The sequence below is a fragment of the Escherichia sp. E14V7 genome, assembly GCF_004212225.1.
GTDB lineage: Bacteria > Pseudomonadota > Gammaproteobacteria > Enterobacterales > Enterobacteriaceae > Escherichia.
This window is the reverse complement of sequence record NZ_RHJJ01000004.1, coordinates 221,503-245,248: the sequence shown is the minus strand read 5'-3', so window position 1 is coordinate 245,248 and position 23,746 is coordinate 221,503. Positions and strand designations below refer to the sequence as shown.

Here is a 23,746-nt window from a genome sequence, read left to right as displayed (position 1 = left end):
GAATCAGGAAAAAATAATGAAACCTGTAAAACCACCTCGTATTAATGGACGCGTGCCGGTCCTGTCGGCACAGGAAGCGGTAAGTTATATTCCCGACGAAGCAACGCTTTGTGTATTAGGTGCAGGTGGCGGTATTCTGGAAGCCACCACATTAATTACCGCTCTTGCTGACAAATATAAACAAACCCAGACACCGCGTAATTTATCGATTATTAGCCCTACAGGGCTTGGCGATCGCGCCGATCGGGGTATTAGTCCGCTGGCGCAAGAAGGTCTGGTGAAATGGGCATTATGCGGCCATTGGGGACAATCACCACGTATTTCTGAACTCGCAGTACAAAATAAAATTGTTGCCTATAACTATCCACAAGGTGTGCTCACTCAAACATTGCGCGCTGCTGCTGCCCACCAGCCAGGAATTATTAGCGATATTGGTATCGGAACGTTTGTCGACCCTCGCCAGCAAGGCGGCAAACTGAATGAAGTGACTAAAGAAGATCTGATTAAACTGGTCGAGTTTGATAATAAAGAATATCTCTATTACAAAGCGATCGCGCCAGATATTGCCTTTATTCGTGCCACCACCTGCGACAGCGAAGGCTACGCCACCTTTGAAGATGAAGTGATGTATCTCGACGCATTGGTTATTGCCCAGGCGGTGCACAATAACGGTGGTATCGTGATGATGCAGGTGCAGAAGATGGTTAAGAAAGCCACGCTGCATCCTAAAGCTGTCCGTATTCCAGGTTATCTTATCGATATTGTGGTGGTCGATCCGGACCAAACCCAACTGTATGGCGGTGCGCCAGTTAATCGTTTTATTTCTGGTGACTTCACCCTGGATGACAGCACCCAACTTAGCTTGCCTCTTAATCAGCGTAAATTAGTCGCGCGGCGCGCATTGTTTGAAATGCGCAAAGGTGCTGTGGGGAATGTTGGTGTCGGTATTGCCGACGGTATTGGCCTGGTCGCCCGGGAAGAAGGTTGTGCTGATGACTTTATTCTGACGGTGGAAACAGGCCCAATTGGCGGTATTACTTCGCAAGGTATCGCCTTTGGCGCGAACGTGAATACCCGCGCCATTCTGGATATGACTTCCCAGTTCGATTTTTACCACGGCGGTGGTCTGGATGTCTGTTATTTGAGTTTTGCCGAAGTCGACCAGCACGGTAACGTCGGTGTGCATAAATTCAATGGCAAAATCATGGGTACAGGTGGATTTATTGATATCAGTGCCACCTCGAAGAAAATCATTTTCTGCGGCACGTTAACTGCGGGCAGTTTAAAAACAGAAATTGCCGATGGTAAATTAAATATCGTCCAGGAAGGACGGGTAAATAAATTTATCCGTGAACTACCGGAAATTACTTTTAGCGGAAAAATCGCGCTCGAACGGGGACTGGATGTTCGTTACATCACCGAACGTGCTGTATTCACCCTGAAAGAAGACGGCCTGCATTTAATCGAAATCGCGCCTGGCGTCGATTTACAAAAAGATATTCTCGACAAAATGGATTTCACCCCAGTTATTTCGCCAGAACTGAAAATGATGGACGAAAGATTATTTATCGATGCGGCGATGGGTTTTGTCCTGCCTGAAGCGGCTCATTAACAGGAGTATCACGATGGATTTTTCTTTAACTGAAGAACAAGAACTGCTGCTGGCCAGTATTCGCGAACTGATTACAACTAACTTTCCGGAAGAGTATTTCCGCACCTGCGATCAAAACGGTACATATCCGCGTGAGTTTATGCGGGCGCTGGCGGATAACGGCATTTCTATGCTTGGCGTGCCGGAAGAGTTCGGCGGCATCCCTGCGGATTACGTCACCCAGATGCTGGCGCTGATGGAAGTGTCAAAATGCGGTGCTCCGGCGTTTTTGATTACCAACGGTCAGTGTATTCACAGCATGCGCCGTTTCGGTTCTGAGGAGCAGCTACGTAAAACGGCAGAAAGCACCCTGGAAACCGGCGACCCCGCCTATGCCCTGGCGTTGACGGAACCCGGTGCTGGCTCAGATAACAACAGCGCCACCACCACTTACACGCGTAAAAATGGCAAGGTTTACATCAACGGACAGAAAACCTTTATTACCGGTGCGAAAGAGTACCCGTATATGCTGGTGTTGGCGCGCGATCCAGAACCGAAAGATCCGAAAAAAGCCTTCACCCTGTGGTGGGTTGAGTCCAGTAAGCCCGGCATTAAGATCAATCCGCTGCATAAAATCGGCTGGCATATGCTTAGCACCTGCGAAGTTTATCTCGACAACGTGGAAGTTGAAGAGAGCGACATGGTAGGCGAAGAAGGAATGGGTTTCCTCAATGTGATGTACAACTTTGAGATGGAGCGCCTGATCAACGCCGCGCGCAGCACTGGCTTTGCCGAATGCGCATTCGAAGATGCCGCCCGCTATGCCAACCAGCGTATCGCTTTTGGTAAGCCAATTGGTCATAACCAGATGATCCAGGAAAAGCTGGCACTGATGGCGATTAAGATCGACAACATGCGCAATATGGTTCTGAAAGTGGCATGGCAAGCCGATCAGCATCAGTCACTGCGCACCAGCGCGGCGCTGGCAAAACTGTACTGCGCACGCACTGCAATGGAAGTCATTGACGATGCGATTCAAATCATGGGCGGTCTGGGCTACACCGATGAGGCGCGCGTCTCCCGCTTCTGGCGTGATGTGCGCTGTGAACGGATTGGCGGTGGTACTGACGAGATTATGATTTACGTTGCAGGTCGGCAGATCCTGAAAGATTACCAGAATAAATAATCTTCAGGCGGCGCAGCTTCTGACAAAAACTGCGCCGTCAGATTTATCCGGCAAGACTTACAGGTTCAGAAAATTCAGATAAGATTTCTTGTTCAGCAAAACAATTTTTAAATTGTTTGCGGTAATCACTGGGAGAACAGCCAACATGGCGCAAAAACAGTTTGGCAAAATGATCGACATTTTCATAACCCACGCGCCAGGAGATTTCTGCCTGCGACAAATCGGTATTGGTCAGCAACCATTTCGCTTCCGTCATACGCCGTTGAATGACGTAGTTAATGGGAGAAATTCGATACTCTTTAGTAAATTCATGGCAAATATAACTGACGCTGGCACGAAATTTTTTCGATAACTGTTCTAAAGTGATTTTTTCGCGGTAATTATTATTAAGATAAAAGAGAATATCTTTTATCAGGACATCTTTTTTAATATACCCCTGCTCCGAACGATAGGCATTTTTAAAGTTTTCGTAATAGAGAATCGCTAACGTATAGGAAAATGCATCCCACACTGAAGATGTGTTGCCATTTTTACTTTGCGGTAAAATCACACTTAATTCATTAAAAAGCGTTTTGATGACCTCTTTTCCCTGCCCTGCGGCAATTACCGGGCAAGAATGCGGTTGCAGTAACTGATTTTCTTCTGCGCCCTGAAACTGAAAACCGTATAGCGCACAGGTACAGGTCGTTGCCGGGTCGTTAGCATCTGAGGCCACCGCGTGCAGTCTGCCACGCTCTATCACCACAATGTCATCGGCATGTGCCACATAGAGCGAAGAATCAATGGTAAATCTTGCCACTCCTTTCTTAACATAAATCAGCTCGGTTTCATTATCATGAACGTGATGTCCCGACTCCCATTTAGGATCGTCACTAAACGCAAAGCGCGAAAGTCGTGGCGTTTTACCGGCGACAAACAGCACTTCGCTGGCATTATCAAAACAGCGTTGATACATGACAACCTCCCTATTCCATGAGCAAGCAAAAACAATATATGCCGGATAAAATACGGCGTGTATTGCGGTTATACAACCGCATTTAGCGAGAGCTAAACAAGATTATTTACATTGAATGCAAGATAGTACGCCCAGCACTGAAGAATATTTCTGTACATTTCGCTTTTGTTTTAGCGATCGCATTTTTTTTGCAAGATTGTTGGCAAGGAAAACAGATTGCTCCGTCGAAAACCCCGCCCTGCTATCGCACACTATTTTCAGGCCATTTTTACCTTCCATCGGAGATGGTTCCGTATGCGATCCACAGGAGAAATCATGAAAATAATAACCTGCTTTAAGCTGGTGCCTGAAGAACAGGACATTGTTGTCACTCCCGAGTACACCCTCAATTTCGACAATGCCGACGCCAAAATCAGCCAGTTCGATCTCAATGCCATTGAAGCTGCAAGCCAGCTTGCAACAGATGACGATGAGATAGCCGCGCTGACTGTTGGCGGCTCATTGTTGCAGAACTCAAAAGTGCGTAAAGACGTGTTATCCCGCGGACCGCACTGTCTGTATATGGTGCAGGATGCCCAGCTTGAGCATGCACTCCCCCTTGATACGGCTAAGGCCCTGGCCGCGGCGGCAGAAAAGATCGGCTTCGATTTACTGATCTTCGGTGAAGGTTCTGGCGATCTCTATGCCCAACAGGTTGGCCTGCTGGTGGGAGAAATGTTGCAACTTCCGGTGATCAACGCGGTGAGTGCCATTCAGCGTCAGGGGAATACGCTGATAGTTGAACGCACGCTTGAAGATGAAGTTGAAGTGATCGAACTCTCTGTTCCAGCCGTGCTGTGCGTCACGTCCGATATTAACGTGCCACGCATTCCATCGATGAAAGCCATTCTCGGCGCGGGCAAAAAAACGGTACATCAGTGGCAGGCGAGTGATATCGGCTGGAGCCAGGCCACGCCGCTTGCTGAACTGATCGGCGTTCGCGTACCGCCGCAAACAGAACGCAAACACATCATTCTCGATAACGATTCGCCGGAAGCCATTGCCGAGCTGGCGGAACATCTGAAGAAAGCCCTGAACTAAAGCCAACGGAGAAGAAACGATGAGTCAATTAAACAACGTCTGGGTCTTTAGCGATAATCCTGAACGTTATGCCGAACTGTTTGGCGGTGCGCAGCAATGGGGCCAACAGGTGTATGCCATTGTACAAAATACCGACCAGGCACAGGCTGTTATGCCTTATGGTCCAAAATGTATTTATGTTCTTGAGCAAAACGATGCACTGCAACGCACTGAAAATTACGCTGAAAGCATTGCTGCCCTGCTGAAAGATAAACACACCTCTATGTTGCTGCTGGCCGCGACAAAACGCGGTAAAGCGCTGGCTGCACGGTTAAGTGTGCAACTGAATGCGGCGCTGGTGAACGATGCCACTGCGGTTGATGTGGTCGATGGTCACGTTTACGCCGAGCACCGTATGTATGGCGGGCTGGCGTTCGCCCAGGAAAAGATCAATAGCCCGCTGGCGATCATTACCCTTGCGCCCGGTGTTCAGGAACCTTGCACCAGTGACGCCTCGCATCAGTGTCCGATTGAAACTGTGCCTTACGTTGCTCCGCGTCATGAAATTCTTAGTCGCGAACGCCGTGCGAAAGCGGCAAGCAGCGTGGACCTGAGCAAAGCAAAACGCGTGGTTGGCGTCGGTCGTGGTCTGGCAGCGCAGGATGACCTGAAAATGATTCACGAACTGGCAGCGGCACTCAATGCTGAAGTCGGTTGTTCACGCCCGATTGCCGAAGGCGAGAACTGGATGGAGCGTGAACGTTATATCGGTGTCTCCGGCGTGTTGCTGAAATCCGACCTCTACCTGACGCTGGGGATCTCCGGGCAGATCCAACATATGGTTGGCGGCAATGGCGCAAAAGTGATTGTCGCCATCAATAAAGATAAAAACGCGCCAATCTTCAACTATGCCGACTACGGTCTGGTGGGCGATATCTACAAAGTCGTCCCTGCCCTGATTAGCCAGTTGAGTCGCTAATTCCCTTTCAACCACATCTCCCGCTGTAAACGCAGCGGGAAGGGAGCATAACGCATGTCGGATGACAAATTTGATGCCATTGTGGTCGGTGCGGGCGTTGCCGGTAGCGTTGCCGCATTGGTCATGGCGCGAGCCGGACTGGATGTCCTGGTGATCGAACGCGGCGACAGTGCCGGATGTAAAAATATGACCGGCGGGCGTCTTTATGCCCACACGCTTGAAGCGATCATTCCCGGCTTTGCTGCATCAGCGCCGGTAGAACGCAAAGTCACACGCGAGAAAATCTCCTTCTTAACCGAAGAGAGCGCCGTTACCCTCGATTTTCACCGCGAGCAGCCAGATGTTCCGCAACACGCTTCTTATACCGTATTGCGCAATCGTCTCGACCCGTGGTTGATGGAACAAGCCGAACAGGCGGGTGCGCAGTTTATCCCGGGCGTTCGCGTCGATGCGTTGGTTCGTGAAGAAAACAAGGTCACAGGCGTCCAGGCCGGGGATGATATTCTCGAAGCCAATGTGGTGATTCTGGCTGATGGCGTTAATTCAATGCTTGGCCGTTCGCTGGGAATGGTTCCCGCCTCCGAACCGCATCATTACGCTGTTGGCGTTAAAGAAGTCATTGGCCTCACGCCGGAGCAAATCAACGATCGCTTTAACGTCACTGACGACGAAGGTGCCGCCTGGCTGTTTGCCGGTTCCCCTTCTGACGGCCTGATGGGCGGCGGATTCATCTACACCAATCACGATTCCGTATCGTTGGGTCTGGTTTGTGGATTGGGTGATATCGCCCATGCGCAAAAAAGCGTGCCGCAAATGCTGGAGGATTTTAAACAGCACCCCGCCATTCGCCCACTGATTAGCGGTGGCAAACTGCTTGAATATTCCGCGCATATGGTGCCGGAAGGCGGTCTGGCAATGGTGCCGCAACTGGTTAACGATGGTGTGATGATCGTCGGTGATGCCGCAGGTTTCTGCCTCAATCTGGGCTTTACGGTTCGCGGAATGGATTTAGCCATCGCATCGGCCCAGGCGGCTGCCACAACGGTGATTGCCGCCAAAGAACGCGCGGATTTCTCCACCAGCAGCCTGGCGCAATACAAGCACGAGCTGGAACAAAGCTGTGTTATGCGTGATATGCAGCATTTTCGCAAGATCCCAGCGCTGATGGAAAACCCGCGCCTGTTTAGTCAGTATCCGCGCATGGTCGCCGATATCATGAACGATATGTTCACTATTGACGGCAAACCAAACCAGCCGGTACGAAAAATGATTCTCGGACATGCGAAGAAAATCGGGCTGATTAATCTGCTGAAAGATGGTATTAAGGGAGCAACCGCGCTATGAGCCAGAACGCTACGGTCAACGTTGACGTCAAATTAGGCGTCAACAAATTCCATGTTGATGAGGGCCACCCACATATCATTCTGGCGGCAAATCCCGACATCAATGAATTTCAAAAATTAATGAAAGCCTGCCCTGCCGGACTGTATAAGCAGGATGACGCGGGAAACATTCATTTTGATTCCGCCGGTTGTCTGGAGTGCGGCACCTGTCGGGTGCTGTGTGGCAACACTATTCTCGAACAATGGCAATACCCCGCAGGCACCTTCGGTATTGATTTCCGTTACGGCTAATTACGCTTCCCACAGGCCCGCACCTCGGGCCTGACGTTCTGTTTCGAGAGTTCAAAATGAAAGTGACATTAACGTTTAACGCGCAGCGTCGTGCAGCCTATCGACAACAAGGGTTATGGGGCGATGCTTCGCTGGCCGACTACTGGCGGCAGACTGCATGCGCGATGCCAGACAAAATAGCCGTTGTCGATAATCATGGCGAATCGTACACCTATAGCGCACTCGATCACGCTGCGAACTGTCTGGCAAGCTGGTTACTGGCTAACGGTATTGAATCGGGCGATCGTATCGCTTTTCAATTGCCTGGCTGGTGTGAATTTACCGTTATCTATCTTGCCTGCCTGAAAATCGGTGCGGTTTCCGTACCACTGTTGCCTTCCTGGCGGGAAGCTGAACTGGTATGGGTGCTCAATAAGTGTCAGGCAAAAATGTTTTTTGCACCGACATTGTTTAAACAAACGCGTCCGGTAGATTTAATCCTGCCACTGCAAAATCAGCTTCCACAACTACAACAGATCGTCGGCGTGGATAAGCTGGCCCCCGCCACCTCGTCTCTCTCGTTAAGTCAGATTATTGCCGACAATCCCCCGCTGGCCGTCGCAACATCGGTCCACGGCGATGAATTAGCGGCGGTGCTATTTACCTCCGGAACTGAGGGTATGCCAAAGGGCGTGATGCTAACGCATAACAATATTCTCGCCAGTGAGCGGGCTTATTGCGCGCGGCTGAATCTGACCTGGCAGGATGTCTTTATGATGCCTGCGCCACTCGGCCACGCAACGGGCTTTCTGCATGGCGTAACAGCACCATTTTTGATTGGTGCTCGCAGCGTGTTGTTAGATATTTTCACTCCTGATGCGTGTCTCGCGCTGCTTGAGCAGCAGCGTTGCACCTGTATGCTCGGCGCAACGCCGTTTGTCTATGATCTTTTGAATTTACTAGAGAAACAGCCCGCAGACCTTTCAGCGCTGCGTTTCTTTCTTTGCGGCGGTACCACAATCCCCAAAAAAGTGGCGCGTGAATGCCAGCAGCGCGGCATTAAATTATTAAGCGTTTATGGTTCCACAGAAAGCTCGCCACATGCAGTGGTGAATCTCGACGATCCTTTGTTGCGCTTTATGCACACCGATGGTTACGCTGCCGCAGGAGTGGAAATTAAAGTGGTCGATGACGCACGCAAGACCTTACCGCCTGGTTGCGAAGGTGAAGAGGCCTCGCGTGGCCCTAATGTGTTTATGGGTTATTTTGATGAACCTGAATTAACCGCTCGCGCGCTGGATGAAGAGGGCTGGTATTACAGTGGCGATCTCTGCCGCATGGATGAAGCTGGCTATATAAAAATAACCGGACGCAAGAAAGATATTATTGTCCGCGGCGGCGAAAATATTAGCAGCCGTGAAGTGGAAGATATTCTATTGCAGCATCCTAAAATTCACGATGCTTGTGTGGTTGCAATGCCCGATGAACGCTTAGGTGAACGTTCATGCGCCTATGTCGTGCTGAAAGCACCGCATCATTCATTATCGCTGGAAGATGTAGTGGCATTTTTTAGCCGTAAACGGGTCGCGAAATATAAATACCCTGAACATATCGTGGTGATCGAAAAACTGCCGCGCACGGCCTCCGGTAAAATACAAAAATTTTTGTTACGCAAAGATATTCTTCAACGGCTGGAACAAACATGCGTTGAGGCATAATTCATAAATAATAAAGCACCTTATACGCAAGGTGCTTTATTCAATCCCGATTAACCACGTCCGACATATGGCATATTATTTGCCATAATCGTTATTTCCAGCACATTCGTGGTTACTGGCAACTGGGCCATCATCTGAATGGCTGCTGCAACATCAGCAACATTCATCATATCTTCCGCTTTAATAGCGCCATCTGCCTGATAAACGCCCTTACGCATCCGATTCGATAATGTCGTTTCCGCATTGCCGATATTAATTTGCCCGCAAGCGATATTAAATTTGCGACAATCAAGGGAAATGGCCTTGGTCAACCCGGTAACAGCATGTTTCGACGCCGTGTATGCCGCAGTATAAAGGCGCGGTGTCAGTGCGGAAATCGACGCATTGTTAATAATGCGTCCTCCCATTGGCTGCTGCGCTTTCATGATTTTAATCGCTTCTTTCGAACACAAAAATGTCGAGTGAATATTGGCGTTAAACACGCGTGTCCACTCAGTAAACTCAACCTCTTCAATACTTTTTGCCGGACTATTATTGCCCGCATTATTGAACAAGAGATCCAGTCGACCAAAACGAACCTTAATCTCGGCAAATAGTGCAACGACAGCGGACTCATCCGTGACATCAGCAACCAGAGGAATAAAGCGTTCCTTGGCTAAACCTTGTGCACATTGCTGTAAGGTTTCTTCGTTACGCGCGGCAACAATAACAGTATATCCAATGTCATAGAGTGCCTTTGCTGCCGCGTAGCCGATACCTTTACTTCCCCCTGTCACCAGGGCAATTTTTGTCATAGCCAGCTCCGCCTATAATAAACTCATGTCGATTTTCACGACTGTTTTTTTGATTTTCTCCACGTTATCGACTTTATAACATGCCCGATGTACCTCTTCCGGGAAGACCACCACAAACTGTCCTGGTGTCAACGTGATTATCCGATCATTAATACGTTCATCAGCATAAAAAATAACGTCACGGTCGCCCAGGTGGCTTTCTACAACCGAGTTTTCTCCATCATCAAAATCCACACAAATCCGCTCTTCTCCGGCAATTAAGAAATGGACATCAAGATATTTACGATGAACTTCTGGTCGGCATTCATGTAGTGGTTTAGTCATCGGTTCAACCACGGTATAAAATATTGAGTCATCCTGAATAAAAACCTTTTCCCCCACAGGAACACTATTCAGCTCATGCTGTGAAAGATACTCAATGACACGAGCAATGACAGGATGAAATGTCCGCTTTTGTTGTTCACTAAGATACGCGATATCACCATAAATCATATTTCCCGCCTTATTGAGTAACAGGGGTAATAACTGGCTGTCCGCTAAAGAAAGCCTGTAAGTTATCAAAAACCAAATCTGCCATTGCATTAAACGTTTCGCTCGTACCACTGGCGATATGTGGCGTCAGGACAACGTTATCCAGCGACATTAATTGTTCTGGCACATGTGGTTCGTTGGCATAAACGTCCAGTGCCGCACCAGCAATGATGTTATTTTGCAGAGCATCAATCAGATCGGTTTCGTTCACCACTGATCCCCGGGAAATACTGATCAAATGTCCGGTTTTCCCCAGAGCCTGCAGCACAGTTTTGTCGATAACGCCGCGTGTACTTACCCCGCCTGGCAGCGTCAGAACGAGGAAGTCCACCGCTTGCGCCAGAGAAACCAGCGAATCATGCGCCGTCCATTCAGGTTTGTTATGCGGTTTTGGGTCGAAATAGTGAATTTCCATTTCAAATGCTGCTGCACGGCGGGCTACAGCATTACCAATGTTCCCCAGACCAACAATTCCGCAACGTTTACCACTCACTTTCGTCGCCATCGGGAAACGCCCTTCGTTTGGCCAACGACCGCCACGAACATAACGATCGGCAATGTTAATACGTCGGGCAACATTGAGTAACAACGCCATGCCAATGTCTGCAACACAGTCATTAAGCACGCCAGGGGTGTTGGTGACGATAACGCCATGCTCCCTGGCTGCCACGATATCAATGGGGTCATAGCCCACACCATTACTGGCAATAATCTTCAGATTCGGAAATTTTTCAATTAGCGCCCGAGAAGCTCCCATTACCGGATTACCACTGGTCACCAGCGCCTTAATATCCGGCGCGATCTGCGTGTAAAAAGCGTCTGCGTCGGTCAGTTCCCACAGGCGATATGCGGTGAAGGTAGATTCAACTTTAGCCATTAAGCGGTCGCTTAATTTGCCGACGATCGCCACCTGAATATCTTTTAAGTTCATACACTATTCCTTGATTGATGTTTGCCGTAGGCCACTTACCATAGGCCAAGAATTTTCCACCACACCGCCCCCAGTCCGAACCAGATGACAATGTTCAACAACATGACGATAAAGCCCAGCCGCCACCATTCTCGTTGCGAGACATAGCCAGCGCCGTAATAGATGACTGCGGGTCCGTTGCCATAATGCGAAATGCCGCTCATCAGGTTAGTGACGAACGCCAGTGACAGAGCAGCCATCATCGGCGGCGCGCCTGCAGCAACCGAGACGCTGCCAAAAGCGGCATACATCGCCACTACATGCGGCGTACTTCCGGCAAAGAAATAGTGGGAATAGCAGTAAACTATCAGCAACACCGTCAACGTTATCTCCCACGGAATGCCGGTGAACAGAGCCGAGGTTGTGACAGCAAACCATTTGAACAGGCCAAGCTGATTGAGCTTATCAGCCATACAGATCATGACACCCAGCCAGACCAGAATGTCCCAGGCCCCCTTCTCTGACTGCACATCCTGCCAGGTGATAATCCGGGTCATCAACATTAAACAGACGCCGGAAAGCGCGACAGCGGTCGCATCCAGACCAGTCCATTTCGATGTACTCCAGGCCAATAATGAAAGCAGGAAAATGCCAATCGTCACGCGCTCATCTCGGGTTACCGGCCCCATTTTGATAAGTTCTTCCTGTGCCAACGCTTTGGCTTCTGGCGTCTTTTTGATCTCTGGCGGGTAGAGTTTGTAAATGACCAACGGCATAGTGATAAAAGCGATAATGCCCGGCACCAGTGCGCTTAGCGTCCACATCCCCCATGAGATATCGACAAATAAGGTGCTGGCCGCCAGAGATACAATGAGTGCATTTGGCGCGCTGGCCGTCATAAACATCGAGGATGAGAGACAGTTGGAATGGAACACCGTCTGCATCAGATAAGCGCCAATTTTACGCGGCCCTTGATCCGGTTCAGATCCAAAGCTGTTAGAGACACTGCGAACAATCGGGAACAAAATTCCCCCTGCTCGCGCTGTGTTTGATGGCGTTGCGGGCGCGATAATCATATCGCTTAGCGCCAATGTATAACCCAGACGTAACGAGCTGCCGCCAAATCCGCGAATCAGCAAAAAGGCGATACGCCGCCCCAACCCCGTTTTGATGAATCCTTTCGCGTACAGGAATGCGGCGACAATAAGCCATACCGTGGTGCTGCTGAAACCTTTTAAGGCTTCGCTGGTTTTCATCATACCGGTCAGCATAATAAAACTGATGGCTATTAACGCGATAGCGCCTACCGGCAACGGTTGCAGAATAAACGCCACCACAGTGGTGATGAATATGGCCAGAATGTGCCAGGTTAAGGGTGTTAATCCGTCAGGGACGGGGGAAAACCATATAGCGAGTGCGACAATCGCACAAATCAGGACTTTCAAATAGCAACTCATATGCAATCCCTGTAGCTGTTTCCCTCCGCTCGCGGAGGGAATTTATCCTGTTTTCTGTACAGCCAGACAAATCAGAAAATCGGTTTTAGTTCGAATAAATTCTCTGAATTACATAATCTGCGCTTATGTCTGAATAACGGTGCGGTAATTTTTCATATCCATATCCCTTTTTATGCTGTGGTTGAAGACAGTATAAAAACGGGACTCGCCAGTGACTTCGTGCAATCCAACGAACTCTGGACGAAAAAATTACGCATATGCTTAAGGAAATTGACGAGTGGTCACATTCGGCTTTGAGAAAAAACAGTATCGAGAATTATTCTGTGGAGAGGATCGCAAACGAATTAAAATCAGAAAGAACACCAGCCAATTATTCAGATGATGCCCGGAAGCTTTTTATATTGCACGAGCGCGTTTGCCCGAAGTAGGTTGATAAAAGGTGGGGATATAGAAATGGACCCGGCGACTGAACGCCGCCGGGTATTTATTTTATTTCTTCAGTTCCGCCAGGCTTAACCATGTTTGCACCACGGTGTCCGGGTTCAGAGACAGGCTATCGATCCCCTCTTCCATCAGCCATGCAGCAAAGTCTTCGTGGTCGGACGGACCCTGACCGCAAATGCCGACATATTTGCCCTGTTTCTTCGCAGCACGGATCGCCATCGACAGCAGTGCTTTCACGGCGTCGTTGCGCTCATCGAACAGTTCAGACACCACACCGGAGTCGCGGTCCAGACCGAGTGCCAGCTGTGTCATGTCGTTTGAGCCGATAGAGAAACCGTCGAAATATTCGAGGAACTGTTCCGCCAGCAAGGCGTTGGACGGAATTTCGCACATCATGATGATTTTCAGCCCGTTCTCGCCACGTTTCAGCCCCTGACGCGCCAGTTCTTCAACCACTGCTTTCGCCTGATCCACGGTACGCACGAACGGGATCATGATCTCTACGTTGATCAGTCCCATGTCGTTGCGCACACGTTTCACCGCTTCACACTCCAGCGCGAAGCAGTCGCGGAAGCTGTCAGAAACGTAGCGGCCCGCGCCACGGAAGCCCAGCATCGGGTTCTCTTCATGCGGCTCGTAACGCTCACCACCCACCAGATTGGCATATTCGTTGGATTTAAAGTCAGAGAGACGGACAATCACGCGTTTCGGATAAAACGCAGCGCCCAGCGTCGCGATCCCTTCGGTCAGACGGCCAACGTAGAACTCACGCGGAGAATCGAAGCCTTTCATCATCTCGCGAATTTCATTTTGTAACTGTGGTTCCTGGTCATCAAACTCAAGCAGTGCGCGGGGGTGAACGCCAATCATGCGGTTGATGATAAACTCCAGACGCGCAAGGCCCACGCCTTCGTTCGGCAGGCAGGCAAAGTCAAACGCCCGATCCGGGTTACCGACGTTCATCATCACTTTCAGTGGCAGGTCCGGCATGGTTTCCACGCTGGAGCTTTTCACACTGAATTCAAGCAACTCCGCATAGACGTAACCGGTATCGCCTTCGGCACAAGAAACGGTGACGTTCTCACCGTCTTTCATACGTTCGGTCGCATCACCGCAGCCCACTACCGCCGGAATACCCAGTTCACGAGCGATAATTGCCGCGTGGCAGGTACGACCGCCACGGTTGGTGACGATGGCGGACGCTTTCTTCATGATCGGTTCCCAGTCCGGGTCGGTCATGTCAGTAACCAGCACGTCGCCAGGTTCGATGCGGTTCATTTCGCTGATGTCATGAATGACTTTCACCGGACCCGCGCCGATACGATGACCGATAGCGCGGCCTTCGGCGATAATCTTGCCCTGTGAATGCAACGTATAACGTTCCATCACCTGACCGCGAGAACGTACAGTTTCTGGACGCGCCTGCACGATAAACAATTTACCGGTGTGGCCATCTTTCGCCCACTCAATATCCATCGGGCGACCGTAGTGTTTCTCAATTTGTACGGCCTGTTTTGCCAGTTCCTGCACTTCTTCGTTGGTCAGCGAGAAGATGTCACGCTGTTCCTGCGGTACATCTTCAATTTTAACCTGCTTGCCGTGTTCCTGGGTCGGCGCGTAGACCATGCGGATTTTTTTCGACCCCATGGTGCGGCGCACGATAGCCGGGCGATTCGCCGCCAGCGTCGGTTTATGCACGTAAAACTCATCCGGGTTGACCGCCCCCTGTACCACCATTTCACCCAGGCCCCATGCGGAAGTGATAAACACCACCTGGTCAAAGCCGGATTCGGTATCAATGGAGAACATCACCCCAGAAGATGCGAGGTCGGAGCGCACCATCCGCTGAACACCGGCGGAGAGTGCCACGCCACGGTGATCGTAACCCTGATGCACACGATAAGAGATGGCGCGATCGTTAAACAGAGAAGCAAATACATGCTTCACTGCCACGAGAACGGCGTCAAAACCCTGAACGTTGAGGAAGGTTTCCTGCTGACCGGCAAAGGAAGCGTCCGGCATATCTTCTGCGGTGGCGGAGGAGCGTACCGCAAAAGAGGCGTTTTCGTCATCGGCGGAAAGCTGTGCATAGGCTTCGCGGATGGCGTTTTCCAGCTCAGGCTGGAAGGGAGTGTCGATAATCCACTGGCGGATTTGCGCGCCCGCTTTCGCAAGCTGGGTAACATCGTCAATATCCGTTTTATCCAGCAGTTCATAGATGCGCTGGTTTACGCCGCTTTGGTCCAGAAACTGGTTAAACGCGTCGGCGGTTGTGGCGAAACCATTCGGAACGGAAACGCCCATTCCGGAAAGGTTAGTAATCATTTCACCCAGGGAGGCATTTTTGCCCCCAACCCTGTCTACATCATTCATGCCGAGTTGGTTATACCAAAGCACCAGCGGTGACGAGCCATTGTTGGACATCGAACAATCCTTTTGTGATAAATGAACGGTTTGAGAAACACATTTCTGCGTATTTATCTTTGCATATTTAACCGGATGAAAAAAACGGTGAATCGTTCAAGCAAATATATTTTTTTACTTTTTAAGACAGATCCCTGCGTTGCGCAAATTCGCTATCTTCAGTAATTTCCACATAAACCATCGGTATAAACGAAAGCGTAAAAATGAAATGCTGTTTTCATAAAATATAAAATTGAAGGTTCATTTTATAAACCAGGCATAACCTTCTACGCTTCTGTACGTTTTTAATTTATGCTTTCATAGAATTATGTCTGCATCACGGGAAGAACAAAATGGATAATGCTGTTGATCGCCACGTTTTTTATATTTCTGATGGTACGGCTATAACTGCGGAGGTATTAGGACACGCAGTGATGTCACAATTTCCCGTTACTATCAGCAGCATTACGCTGCCGTTTGTCGAAAATGAAAGCCGTGCACGGGCGGTGAAGGATCAGATTGACGCAATTTATCACCAGACAGGTGTGCGCCCGCTGGTTTTTTACTCCATTGTGCTACCGGAAATCCGCGCCATCATTTTGCAAAGCGAAGGTTTTTGCCAGGATATTGTGCAGGCGCTGGTTGCCCCTCTCCAGCAAGAGATGAAACTGGACCCGACGCCGATTGCTCACCGTACCCACGGCCTGAACCCTAATAATCTCAATAAATATGATGCGCGTATTGCGGCAATTGATTACACCCTCGCCCATGACGACGGCATTTCGTTACGCAATCTGGATCAGGCTCAGGTGATCCTGCTCGGTGTCTCTCGTTGTGGTAAAACCCCCACCAGCCTGTATCTGGCGATGCAGTTTGGTATCCGCGCGGCAAACTACCCCTTTATTGCCGATGACATGGATAATCTGGTGCTACCCGCGTCGCTCAAGCCGCTTCAGCATAAATTGTTCGGACTGACTATCGACCCGGAGCGTCTGGCGGCGATTCGCGAAGAGCGTCGGGAGAACAGTCGCTATGCCTCGCTTCGTCAGTGCAGGATGGAAGTCGCGGAAGTGGAAGCGTTGTACCGTAAAAATCAGATCCCGTGGATTAACAGTACCAATTATTCGGTAGAAGAGATTGCCACCAAGATCCTCGATATCATGGGCCTTAGCCGCCGAATGTACTAGAGAACTAGTGCATTAGCTTGTTTTTTTGTTATCATGCTAACCACCCGGCGAGGTGTGACACACCTCGCACTTGAAATCAGCTGCGATTGGTTTATCGTGATGCGCATCACTTCCCGGTAGTCCTGCCGTTGAAGCAACAAATTTCTGAGACTTGTAATGAACAGAACTGACGAACTCCGTACTGCGCGTATCGAGAGCCTGGTAACGCCCGCCGAACTCGCGCTACGGTATCCCGTAACGCCTGGCGTCGCCAACCATGTCATTGATTCCCGCCGCAGAATTGAAAAAATACTGAATGGTGAAGATAAGCGACTGTTGGTCATTATTGGCCCCTGCTCGATCCACGATCTGACCGCCGCCATGGAGTATGCCACCCGTCTGCAGGCGTTGCGCAACCAGTACCAGTCACGACTGGAAATTGTAATGCGCACCTATTTTGAAAAACCGCGTACCGTTGTCGGCTGGAAAGGACTCATCTCCGATCCGGATTTAAACGGCAGCTATCGCGTTAATCACGGCCTTGAAATGGCGCGTAAATTGCTGTTGCAGGTAAATGAACTGGGCGTTCCCACCGCGACCGAGTTTCTCGATATGGTGACCGGTCAGTTTATTGCTGACTTAATTAGTTGGGGCGCGATTGGCGCACGGACTACCGAGAGCCAGATCCACCGTGAAATGGCTTCGGCACTCTCTTGTCCGGTAGGTTTTAAAAACGGTACCGATGGCAACACGCGGATTGCCGTGGATGCTATCCGCGCAGCCCGTGCCAGCCATATGTTCCTCTCGCCAGACAAAAACGGTCAGATGACCATCTATCAGACCAGCGGCAACCCGTATGGCCACATTATTATGCGTGGCGGCAAAAAACCGAACTACCATGCCGATGATATCGCCGCAGCCTGCGATACGCTGCACGAGTTTGATTTACCTGAACATCTGGTGGTGGATTTCAGCCACGGTAACTGCCAGAAGCAGCACCGTCGCCAGTTAGAAGTTTGTGAGGATATTTGTCAGCAAATCCGCAATGGCTCCACGGCGATTGCCGGAATTATGGCAGAAAGTTTCCTGCGCGAAGGTACACAAAAAATCGCCAGCAGTCAGCCGCTCACCTACGGTCAGTCGATTACCGATCCTTGTTTAGGTTGGGAAGATACTGAACGCCTGGTCGAAAAACTCGCCTCTGCGGTAGATTCCCGCTTCTGAATGCGTGCCCATTCCTGACGGAATGGGCATTTCTGCGCAACTTGTTGTCTTCTCAACACATTACTGCTTGCTCTGGCTCGCCATAATATTGATAATAAGAATCATTGTTATATAAATTATTATTAATTTCTATGCGTTATACGGATAGCAGAAAACTCACGCCTGAAACGGATGCCAATCACAAGACCGCTTCCCCGCAGCCCATTCGGCGAATTACCAGCCAGACACTGTTAGGTCCGGATGGCAAACTGATTATCGATCATGACGGGCAAGAATACCTGCTCCGTAAAACTCAGGCTGGCAAGCTGCTGTTGACCAAGTAGCCTTTAACTCGAGCAGCTGACTTCAAGCCGTTTACCCCAGTCAGGTGGACGACTGACATAGTCATCATCCCTGTCGCTGAAAGGATTTCGCAACGCTTCATGCAGACGTTGTAATTCTGTCATATCGCCCTTTTCTGCCGCCTCAATAGCGCGTTGTGCCAGCCAGTTTCGCAATACCAGCGCAGGATTGACGCTCTGCATCAGTTGCTGACGTTCACTATCGGCAACTCCGTCTTGTTGCAAGCGCGCCCGATAACGCGTAAACCAGTCATCAAACGCCGCGCGGTCAATAAACTCATCGCGCAGCGGTGAAGCCGCACTGTGCTGCTCGGTCAGACTTAACATGCGGAATGTGCGAGTATAATCACTGCGCTCTTGCGCCATCAGACTGAACAATTCATTCAGTAGCGCATTATCCTCTTTTTGCTCCGTCATAAAGCCCAGCTTCTGCCGCATACGTTTTCCATAATGCGTCAACAAAACCTGTTGATAGCTTTCCAGTGCCTCGTTTAACGCGTCGACAGTGATAAACGGCGACAATGTCTGCGCCAGACGCTGTAAATTCCACAACGCAACGGCAGGTTGATTATCAAAGCTGTAACGTCCCTGATGATCAGAGTGATTACAAATAAAGCCCGGTTCATAATCATCGAGGAAAGCAAATGGACCATAATCCAGCGTCAGCCCGAGAATCGACATGTTATCCGTGTTCATCACCCCGTGAGCAAAACCGACTGTCTGCCAGCTGGCGATTAACGAAGCCGTTCGTGCGACAATATCGGTAAACCAGAGGCGGTATTTATCCTCTTCATCCTGAAGATGCGGCCAGTAATAGCGAATGGCGAAGTCAGCCAGCTGGCGAATTTTTTCCGGTTTCCGACGATAGTAAAAGTGTTCAAAGTGGCCAAATCGCAAATGACTCTGCGCTACGCGCATCAGCATCGCTCCTGATTCGACCGTCTCCCGGTAAACCGGCGTATCGCTGGTAACAATGCTTAAGGCGCGTGTCGTCGGAATGCCAAGGTGATGCATTGCCTCACTGGCAAGACTTTCGCGAATTGTTGAACGTAAAACCGCACGTCCGTCGCCCATCCGCGAATAAGGCGTCAGCCCCGCACCTTTCAGATGCCAGTCCATGGTGGTGCCGTCGGCAAACTGTTGCTCGCCGAGTAAAATACCGCGCCCGTCGCCAAGCTGCCCCGCCCAGACACCAAACTGGTGGCCACTGTAGACCTGGGCCAGTGGCGACATACCTGGCAGTAAAGTTTCGCCGCCCCAGACACCCGCGCCACTTTCAAACAACGACGATGGAACACCCAGCGTATTAGCCAGTTCGGCGTTATACCAAATCAACCGGGCATTATTTAAAGGCGTAGGGGAAAGCGATGTATATGTTGCCGGCAATTCATCACGCCAGCGGGTAATAAAAGACAGGGTCATAGATCCTCCTGTTTGATAGTGTAGACGGTTACTCTCGTCTTAAACACCAGCAAACAAGAGGGTTATCGCTGGACCAGCGTTGTTATCTGGCTTACGGGAACTGCGGGCCACAAGCATCCCTGAAAAGCATGGAAACCAAACGGCGCCATCTGTGCCAGCATCTCTGGTGTATTAATACCAGCAGCAATAATACAATTGCAACAAGGTGAAATTTGCGCATGGAGCGCACGAATAAAAGGCGCGAAAGATTTATGGACTATTTGTTGCTGAATAAAACCTTTATCCAGCATGACGCGAGTGAAAAGCCCATCAAAAACAGCCTTCATTGTACTGTTGCCCGCCCCCAAATTTCCCAAAACCAATGGGAAAATTTGCGATAAGTGCAAAAGTTCATAATTATCTTTTCCCTCATTAAGATGAGGATAATTTTCATTAATCATCAATTCAGCAAAAGGAATTTTTAATAGTTTGCTTGCGTAATTATCCCTATCTAATAATAACTTTGCTACTTGTGGTGTTAAATTAATCCAGGCAAAGAGTTTGTGTTGAATAAAAAAATGTTGGCATGATTTTAGTAATTCCAACTTTTCGGCAAATAATTGCCAATGCTGCTCCTCTGAAAGTTGTGCAATAACCCGTGTCGTCGGGATGCGAACCGTACCGTCGTCACTGGAGAAATGGGTTATTAACTCAACCCCAACAAGATTTTGTTGGCTGTCTCTTATCGGTAGAAAATAGTAATCAGAATGATAAAGATTCTCCAGTAAGACCTTCATGGTAACAGCCCCTCTCTACGGATTTTTTTCAACATCCAGATAAAAAGTTTGAGGCCATAAGGCATAACAAATACAGAGGGAATAACTTTCATTTGTTCCATGTTAACCACTTTTTCAGGGGTCCTTTTTTTAGATTATCCTGAGTATAAACGAATATTCCATTTGCGGTATTTTTGTCTGCAAAATACTACTGTATTCAGGAGCTAACAGACGGTGCGGTATCAGCACCGTCCATTTATTGAGATACTAGATTCGTCTCGCCTGCCAGAAATTTTTCTGCCAGTAGACATTATCGAGGGAAGAACGCATCACCCCCTTGCTGGTAGAGGCGTGAATGAATTGATTGTTGGTATCGTAAATACCCACGTGTAAACCATTTTGCCCGGAACCTGTTTTGAAAAAGACCAGATCGCCTGGCAGCAATTCTTCTTTATCAATTTGGGTACCGATAGCGGCCTGTTGTTTTGTTTCGCGTGGCAACTGTAAGTCGAAACGGTCACGCATCGTCACAACCACGAAACCAGAACAGTCCACTCCACGTCGAGTCATGCCGCCATAACGATACGGCGTACCATGCCAGCTCTGTAGTTGATCGTTCAAACCGGCAATGACAGTAATGGAGTCAGAAAGCCTGGCGTTTGGCGGCGGCGCTTTATGATGGCTACACCCGGCCAGAAACAGTGCTGTAATTAAAATTAGGCAGAAACGCATTCCGTACGAATCCTCTGTTTTTTATTCTTGCATTAATTTAGCGTCGAAATTACCCGTTTTTCAAGATGCTAATGAAATCAGGTGGTCGAAATCAGCATTCGGTGACCTTCAATGTCCAGACGACGGAAGCTCATCCCATAAGCCTGGGCCAGATTCGGCGGCGTTAGTACTTCATCTCTCCGCCCACTGGCAAGCAGTTTTCCTTGTTTAAGCAACCACGCCCGATGCGCGTGACGCAATGTGTGGTTAAGATCGTGACTGCTCATCACAATCGCCACGCCTTGCTGACATAGCGCGCTCAAAATTTTATCTAACGCACTTTGCTGGGCAACATCAAGGCTGTTCATGGGTTCATCAAGGAGAAGCAATTGACCTGCCGGATTCGCTTGTGGCGTAATTTGTAGCACCACCGCGGCAAGACGGACACGTTGCCATTCACCACCGGATAGTTGATTGGTGCTTCGACCAAGTTTGTCATCAAGGGCCAACGCCCCTGCGACATCATTTAGCAGATCGGTTCGCGTTTTATTGTGCTGGTGCATGGTCAGGTAATGCCAGACCGGCATAGCAAACGGCGGCGTCTGCTGCTGTGCAAGATAAGCGCGATGCAGGGCGAGTTTTGTTGCGGGCCAGGTATCCAGTGGTTGACCTGCAAACTGAATGCTTCCCTGACCACTGGTCATCCCCGCCATTCGCGCCAGCAAGGTGCTCTTGCCCGCGCCGTTCGGCCCCACCAGATGCAGGATCTCCCCTGCCCGGACCTCGCCAGAAAGTGGCCCCAGGCGGGTTGATTCCGCTACATCCTGTAACTGCATCACAATAGACATTATTTTGCCAACGCCAGTTTAATGCTTTCCATTACAATAGGATCTTCCGGCGTCATATCCGGGGAAAAACGCTGGATGACCTTTCCGTCTCTACCCACCAGAAATTTTTCAAAATTCCACAAAATATCATCAGGGTACAGCGGTGCGCGACCTTTACTGGCCATTCGCGCGTAGAAACCGCTCTCTTCCGGTGCCACCGCCGTGGGCGCTGCGGCAATCAATTTTTGATATAGCGGATGACGCCCTTCGCCATTGACCTCAATCTTACTGAACATTGGGAACGTCACGCCCCAGGTGGTGGTGCAATAAGTTTTAATTTCTTCATCACTACCTGGTTCTTGTTCAAGGAACTGGTTGCACGGAAATCCCAGCACGACAAAACCACGATCGGCCCAGGCTTTCTGGATGTTCTCCAACTGTTCATATTGCGGCGTTAAGCCACACTTTGAAGCGACATTGACAATCAGCAGCACATTACCGGCATATTTCTCCAGCGTGGTCACTTCCCCGTCAATCGTCTTCACTACGGTGGTCAGAATGGGATCTTGCATCGTGTCTCCTGGATAAGGTCAGTAAAAATCTTAGCTTTTAATCATAGACCGTCTTTATGCGGCTAACGTCCTGCTTTTAACAATAACCAGATAAACACCGGCGCACCCAGGGTGGCGGTGACCACACCAATCGGTAACTCTGCGGAAGCCAGCACCAGTCGAGCAACAATATCGGCAAGCAGCAACGCAGTAGCACCTGCCAGCGCGCAGCCGGGAAGTAATACCCGGTGATCGGTTAATCCGCACAGCCGCAGAATATGTGGGATAACCAGGCCAATAAACCCAATAGCGCCAGCCAACGCCACACTGACACCGACCATCCAACCGGTAGCCGCGACCAGCACATTGCGCCAGAGCCACAGTGGTAACCCCAGTTGTCGCGCCGAAATTTCACCCAGCGCTAACATATTCATTGGGCGGGACTGACAGCAAATCCACAACAACACCGGAATCAAGGCCACCATCAGCCAACTTTGCCGCCAGTCTACACCACCAAAGCCGCCCATCATCCAGTACATCAGTTGCCGTAAATCAACAGACGTGGAAAAGTAGATGGCCCACGTCATTAACGCGCTACAGATGATACCCAGCGCAACACCAGCCAGCAGTAATCGGCTGGTTGAAAGATGACGGCGGGCAAAACGCAAGAGAATTAAGGTGATAATAAGCGCGCCAGCAATCGCACACAGCCCCAGCGCCCAGTTCGGTAACTGCCCTTGTCCGAGCAATACAGCGGCGATAAGCCCCACTCCAGCGCCGTTAGAGACGCCAAGCAGCCCCGGCTCCGCAAGAGGGTTTTCAAACAGCGCCTGCATGACCGCGCCTGATAACGCCAGCGCCGCGCCAACCAGCAATACAGCCAGGGTACGTGGCAGGCGAATTTGCCAGACGAACAGTTCGCCACGAGGAGTGAACCAGTCGGCAGGTGAAATCCATTGTTCACCAGCGCAAAGGCTTAAGAGAAGCGCCAGCAGCATCAAAACTGACAGGCATAATAACCAGCGAATATTTTGTCGCTGTTGTTGGCGGGCAAGTGTCAGCATGGTATCCGTTCTGCTGAAGTGTCATTCCGTTGATTTTACGGTGAC

The 23,746-nt window shown here is 49.9% G+C and carries 22 protein-coding genes; 10 read left to right on the top strand and 12 right to left on the bottom strand.

Features of this window, described 5'->3' with window-relative positions:
• Positions 1–16 precede the first annotated feature (16 nt).
• Positions 17–1,612: an acyl CoA:acetate/3-ketoacid CoA transferase gene (locus tag D9741_RS05575; protein ID WP_130218925.1), complete on the top strand. Its 1,596-nt coding sequence runs from the start codon at positions 17–19 to the stop codon at positions 1,610–1,612.
• A gap of 13 nt (positions 1,613–1,625) precedes the next feature.
• Positions 1,626–2,777, top strand: coding sequence for an acyl-CoA dehydrogenase (locus D9741_RS05570; protein WP_000347861.1), 1,152 nt, complete (start codon positions 1,626–1,628; stop codon positions 2,775–2,777).
• Positions 2,778–2,820: 43 nt separating this feature from the next.
• On the opposite strand, the gene D9741_RS05565 is transcribed toward D9741_RS05570, so the two are convergent.
• Positions 2,821–3,732 (bottom strand): AraC family transcriptional regulator, encoded by a 912-nt coding sequence (locus tag D9741_RS05565; protein ID WP_130218923.1) that lies wholly within the window; start codon positions 3,730–3,732, stop codon positions 2,821–2,823.
• A gap of 315 nt (positions 3,733–4,047) precedes the next feature.
• Here D9741_RS05565 and D9741_RS05560 point away from each other — a divergent pair, with 315 nt between their 5' ends.
• Genes D9741_RS05560 through fadK form a run of 5 tightly spaced genes read left to right on the top strand, consistent with a single transcriptional unit; the run spans position 4,048 to position 9,101 of the window.
• Entirely contained in the window at positions 4,048–4,812 is a 765-nt protein-coding gene (locus D9741_RS05560; protein WP_130218921.1) for an electron transfer flavoprotein, read from the top strand.
• A gap of 19 nt (positions 4,813–4,831) precedes the next feature.
• Complete coding sequence (locus tag D9741_RS05555) at positions 4,832–5,770, top strand: electron transfer flavoprotein subunit alpha (RefSeq protein ID WP_130218919.1); 939 nt, start codon at positions 4,832–4,834, stop codon at positions 5,768–5,770.
• Positions 5,771–5,824: 54 nt separating this feature from the next.
• Positions 5,825–7,114: an FAD-dependent oxidoreductase gene (locus tag D9741_RS05550; protein ID WP_130218917.1), complete on the top strand. Its 1,290-nt coding sequence runs from the start codon at positions 5,825–5,827 to the stop codon at positions 7,112–7,114.
• Positions 7,111–7,404, top strand: coding sequence for a ferredoxin family protein (locus D9741_RS05545; RefSeq protein WP_000081086.1), 294 nt, complete (start codon positions 7,111–7,113; stop codon positions 7,402–7,404). The genes D9741_RS05550 and D9741_RS05545 overlap by 4 nt, the downstream gene beginning before the upstream one ends.
• Before the next feature lie 56 nt (positions 7,405–7,460).
• The gene (gene fadK / locus D9741_RS05540) at positions 7,461–9,101 is read left to right on the top strand and encodes a medium-chain fatty-acid--CoA ligase (RefSeq protein ID WP_130218915.1); all 1,641 of its coding nucleotides are present in this window, start codon (positions 7,461–7,463) and stop codon (positions 9,099–9,101) included.
• Between the two features lie 50 nt (positions 9,102–9,151).
• Here fadK and D9741_RS05535 read toward each other — a convergent pair whose 3' ends face one another.
• From D9741_RS05535 to ppsA, 5 genes are all read right to left on the bottom strand, one after another.
• A complete protein-coding gene (locus D9741_RS05535) occupies positions 9,152–9,895 on the bottom strand; it encodes an SDR family oxidoreductase (protein WP_130218913.1) in 744 nt (247 codons plus the stop codon).
• A 12-nt stretch (positions 9,896–9,907) separates the two neighbouring features.
• Positions 9,908–10,387: a YhcH/YjgK/YiaL family protein gene (locus D9741_RS05530; protein WP_130218911.1), complete on the bottom strand. Its 480-nt coding sequence runs from the start codon at positions 10,385–10,387 to the stop codon at positions 9,908–9,910.
• Between the two features lie 10 nt (positions 10,388–10,397).
• Positions 10,398–11,357 (bottom strand): 2-hydroxyacid dehydrogenase, encoded by a 960-nt coding sequence (locus D9741_RS05525; protein ID WP_130218909.1) that lies wholly within the window; start codon positions 11,355–11,357, stop codon positions 10,398–10,400.
• Between the two features lie 35 nt (positions 11,358–11,392).
• Positions 11,393–12,793: an anion permease gene (locus tag D9741_RS05520; RefSeq protein ID WP_130218907.1), complete on the bottom strand. Its 1,401-nt coding sequence runs from the start codon at positions 12,791–12,793 to the stop codon at positions 11,393–11,395.
• A gap of 489 nt (positions 12,794–13,282) precedes the next feature.
• Positions 13,283–15,661: a phosphoenolpyruvate synthase gene (gene ppsA / locus D9741_RS05515; protein WP_130218905.1), complete on the bottom strand. Its 2,379-nt coding sequence runs from the start codon at positions 15,659–15,661 to the stop codon at positions 13,283–13,285.
• Positions 15,662–15,993: 332 nt separating this feature from the next.
• On the opposite strand from ppsA, the gene ppsR reads away from it, so the two are divergent.
• The 3 genes from ppsR (at position 15,994) to hemP (ending at position 18,353) form a co-directional block, all read left to right on the top strand.
• Positions 15,994–16,827 (top strand): posphoenolpyruvate synthetase regulatory kinase/phosphorylase PpsR, encoded by an 834-nt coding sequence (gene ppsR / locus D9741_RS05510; protein ID WP_000368046.1) that lies wholly within the window; start codon positions 15,994–15,996, stop codon positions 16,825–16,827.
• A gap of 156 nt (positions 16,828–16,983) precedes the next feature.
• The gene (aroH, locus tag D9741_RS05505; RefSeq protein ID WP_130218903.1) at positions 16,984–18,030 is read left to right on the top strand and encodes a 3-deoxy-7-phosphoheptulonate synthase AroH; all 1,047 of its coding nucleotides are present in this window, start codon (positions 16,984–16,986) and stop codon (positions 18,028–18,030) included.
• 131 nt (positions 18,031–18,161) lie between these two features.
• Positions 18,162–18,353, top strand: a complete 192-nt coding sequence (gene hemP, locus D9741_RS05500) for a hemin uptake protein HemP (protein WP_001270810.1) — start codon at positions 18,162–18,164, stop codon at positions 18,351–18,353.
• A gap of 3 nt (positions 18,354–18,356) precedes the next feature.
• Here the strand turns inward: hemP and selO are convergent, their stop codons facing one another.
• The 6 genes from selO to btuC form a co-directional block, all read right to left on the bottom strand.
• Positions 18,357–19,793: a protein adenylyltransferase SelO gene (selO, locus tag D9741_RS05495; protein WP_130218901.1), complete on the bottom strand. Its 1,437-nt coding sequence runs from the start codon at positions 19,791–19,793 to the stop codon at positions 18,357–18,359.
• Positions 19,794–19,855: 62 nt separating this feature from the next.
• Positions 19,856–20,569 (bottom strand): EAL domain-containing protein, encoded by a 714-nt coding sequence (locus D9741_RS05490; protein ID WP_130218899.1) that lies wholly within the window; start codon positions 20,567–20,569, stop codon positions 19,856–19,858.
• Positions 20,570–20,815: 246 nt separating this feature from the next.
• Positions 20,816–21,280 carry an NlpC/P60 family protein gene (locus tag D9741_RS05485; RefSeq protein WP_130208276.1) on the bottom strand — a complete coding sequence of 155 codons (465 nt, stop codon included), beginning with the start codon at positions 21,278–21,280 and terminating at the stop codon, positions 20,816–20,818.
• 77 nt (positions 21,281–21,357) lie between these two features.
• Positions 21,358–22,107 carry a vitamin B12 ABC transporter ATP-binding protein BtuD gene (gene btuD, locus D9741_RS05480; protein ID WP_130218897.1) on the bottom strand — a complete coding sequence of 250 codons (750 nt, stop codon included), beginning with the start codon at positions 22,105–22,107 and terminating at the stop codon, positions 21,358–21,360.
• The gene (gene btuE / locus D9741_RS05475; protein WP_130208280.1) at positions 22,107–22,658 is read right to left on the bottom strand and encodes a bifunctional thioredoxin/glutathione peroxidase; all 552 of its coding nucleotides are present in this window, start codon (positions 22,656–22,658) and stop codon (positions 22,107–22,109) included. The genes btuD and btuE overlap by 1 nt, the downstream gene beginning before the upstream one ends.
• 62 nt (positions 22,659–22,720) lie before the next feature.
• Positions 22,721–23,701, bottom strand: coding sequence for a vitamin B12 ABC transporter permease BtuC (gene btuC / locus D9741_RS05470; RefSeq protein ID WP_130218895.1), 981 nt, complete (start codon positions 23,699–23,701; stop codon positions 22,721–22,723).
• Between the last annotated feature and the right edge of the window lie 45 nt (positions 23,702–23,746).